Raw genomic sequence first — 2199 nt, 5'->3', positions numbered from 1 at the left:
GCTTACGAAATGGCGGTTCAGGCCCGTCTGGCCATGGTGGCCACGGTCACGGGCCTGCGGCTGTGTCAAACACCGGAGCAGCTCAAGCCCGCCTGCGACGCACGGCTGACGGTGCAGGAGCAGCCACTGCCCACCCGGCCTCGGGGCGGGCGCGGGGTGCGGCTGGATTGAGCGAGGGGCAGGCCGGCGCGCCGCCCCACCACACTGCGCTCAATACACCTCGGGGACGATCATCTCCGCGGGCACGGGTTCGCGGTGGTAGTCCTCGTGGCGCTCGCGCGCGGGCAGCACCACCGGCGGCTTGACGATCTCGTGGTAGTCGAACTGCTCCAGCAGGTGGTGGATGCAGTTCAGCCGCGCGCGCTTCTTGTCCACCGCCTGCACCACCCACCAGGGGGCTTCGGGAATGTGGGTGCGCTCCAGCATGTCTTCCTTGACCTTGGTGTAGTCCTCCCAGCGGCGGCGGCTTTCCAGGTCCATGGGGCTGAGCTTCCACTGCTTGAGCGGGTCGTGGATGCGGCTCAGGAAGCGCAGGTGCTGCTCGTCGTCGGTGATGGAGAACCAGTACTTGATGAGCCGGATGCCCGAGCGCACCAGCATGCGCTCGAACTCGGGCACCGAGCGGAAGAACTCCTCCACCTCGTCCTCGGAGCAGAAACCCATAACCCGCTCCACGCCGGCGCGGTTGTACCAGCTGCGGTCGAACAGCACCATCTCGCCCGCGGCAGGCAGGTGCGAGACATAGCGCTGGAAGTACCACTGGGTCTTCTCGCGGTCGTTGGGGGCGGGCAGGGCCACGGTGCGGCACACGCGCGGGTTCAGCCGCTGGGTGATGCGCTTGATCACGCCGCCCTTGCCGGCGGCGTCCCGTCCCTCGAACAAGATCACCACCTTCTGGCCCGTAGCCTGCACCCAGTCCTGCAGCTTCACCAGCTCACCCTGCAGGTGGAACAGGCTCTTGAAGTAGGACATGCGGGCCGAGCGCTCGTCGTCGCTGCGGATCGGGTCGTGGCCATCGGCCGTGTAGTGCCGGTCCTCGATCTCCAGCTCCAGCTCCTCGTCGTAGCCGTCGAGCAGATCCTGGCGGATGCGGTCGACCAGGGTGCCGTGGTCCTCGGCGGGCGGAATCGGGTTCATGGGGTGCTTCGGTGCAGTCGCAGACTGCATGAGTCTGACAGCTCTGCGTGACACCGTCGTGTCATCTTCGGGACGGGCTGGCCGCTAGGATGCGAGGGCCGTTTGCCTTCTTCGGAGCCCCTTGCCCATGTCCACCGACGCCCCCATGCAGCCGCCCGTGCCCTACCTGGTCACCGGCGAGGAAAGCCAGGGGCTGATTTGCGGCTACCAGTTCATCGAGGGCCAGGCCCCGCGCACGCTGGATACCCTGGCCGCAGTGGAAGCCGCAGAGGCCGCCGGCACCGACGGCTTCTGCTGGCTGCACTTCAACCTCAACCACGTGGCCGGCCTGCGCTGGCTGCAGGAACACGGCGGCCTGAGCGAGGCCTTTTTCGAAGCCTTGCACGAGGGCTCGCGCTCCACCCGCATCGAGCGCGATGGCGACACCCTGTTCGCCGTGGTCAACGACGTGGCCTACGACTTCAACTTCGACGCCAGCGACGTGGCCACGCTGTGGGTCAGCGTCAGCCCGGGGCGGGTCATCACCGCGCGCTGGCATCCGCTGCGTTCGGTGGACCACCTGCGCATGGTGGTCAAGAGGGGCGAGGAGCAACTGGCGTCCAGCGTGGACATCCTGGACCAGCTGCTGCGCTTTCAGGCCGACGAGCTGCAGCGCATCGCCCGCCGCGTGGCCGACCGGCTGGAGGACATCGAGGACGAACTGCTGGCCGGCCACCACCAGCGCCACACCGCCGAACTGGCGCGGCTGCGCCGCCTGGCCGTGCGCCTGCAGCGCCTGCTGGCGCCCGAGCCCAGCGCGCTGATGCGCACCCTGGCCAGCCCGCCCGCCTGGGTGCAGGCTGAAGACCGCGCCCAGCTGCACCGCGCCAGCGAAGAGTTTGCGCTGGTGCTGCGCGACATCGCGGCCCTGCAGGAACGTATCAAGGCCATGCAGGACGAAGTGGGCGCCCGGGTGGCCGAAGAGAACAACCGTACCCTGTTCATGCTGACCATGGTGACCGTGCTGGCCCTGCCCATCAACCTCATCTCCGGCCTGTTCGGAATGAATGTGGGCGGCATTCC

General features: G+C 68.0%; 2 protein-coding genes. One reads left to right on the top strand and one right to left on the bottom strand.

The features are described 5' to 3' along the window. Positions 1-210 precede the first annotated feature (210 nt). A complete protein-coding gene (gene ppk2, locus I73_RS04185) occupies positions 211-1137 on the bottom strand; it encodes a polyphosphate kinase 2 (RefSeq protein WP_022979465.1) in 927 nt (308 codons plus the stop codon). Between the two features lie 127 nt (positions 1138-1264). On the opposite strand from ppk2, the gene I73_RS25855 reads away from it, so the two are divergent. Next, on the top strand, positions 1265-2199 hold a 935-nt coding region (locus tag I73_RS25855), incomplete at its 3' end, for a transporter (protein ID WP_022979464.1).

Origin of the sequence: Ideonella sp. B508-1 (assembly GCF_000333615.1) — a bacterium.
GTDB lineage: Bacteria > Pseudomonadota > Gammaproteobacteria > Burkholderiales > Burkholderiaceae_C > Ideonella.
The sequence above is the reverse complement of the archived record's forward strand: the minus strand, read 5'-3'. Positions and strand labels throughout refer to the sequence as shown.

Bases quoted from the DNA above. Each gene is read 5' to 3' on its own strand.
- ppk2 (WP_022979465.1), bottom strand. From the start codon at position 1,137: ATGAACCCGATTCCGCCCGCCGAGGACCACGGCACCCTGGTCGACCGC.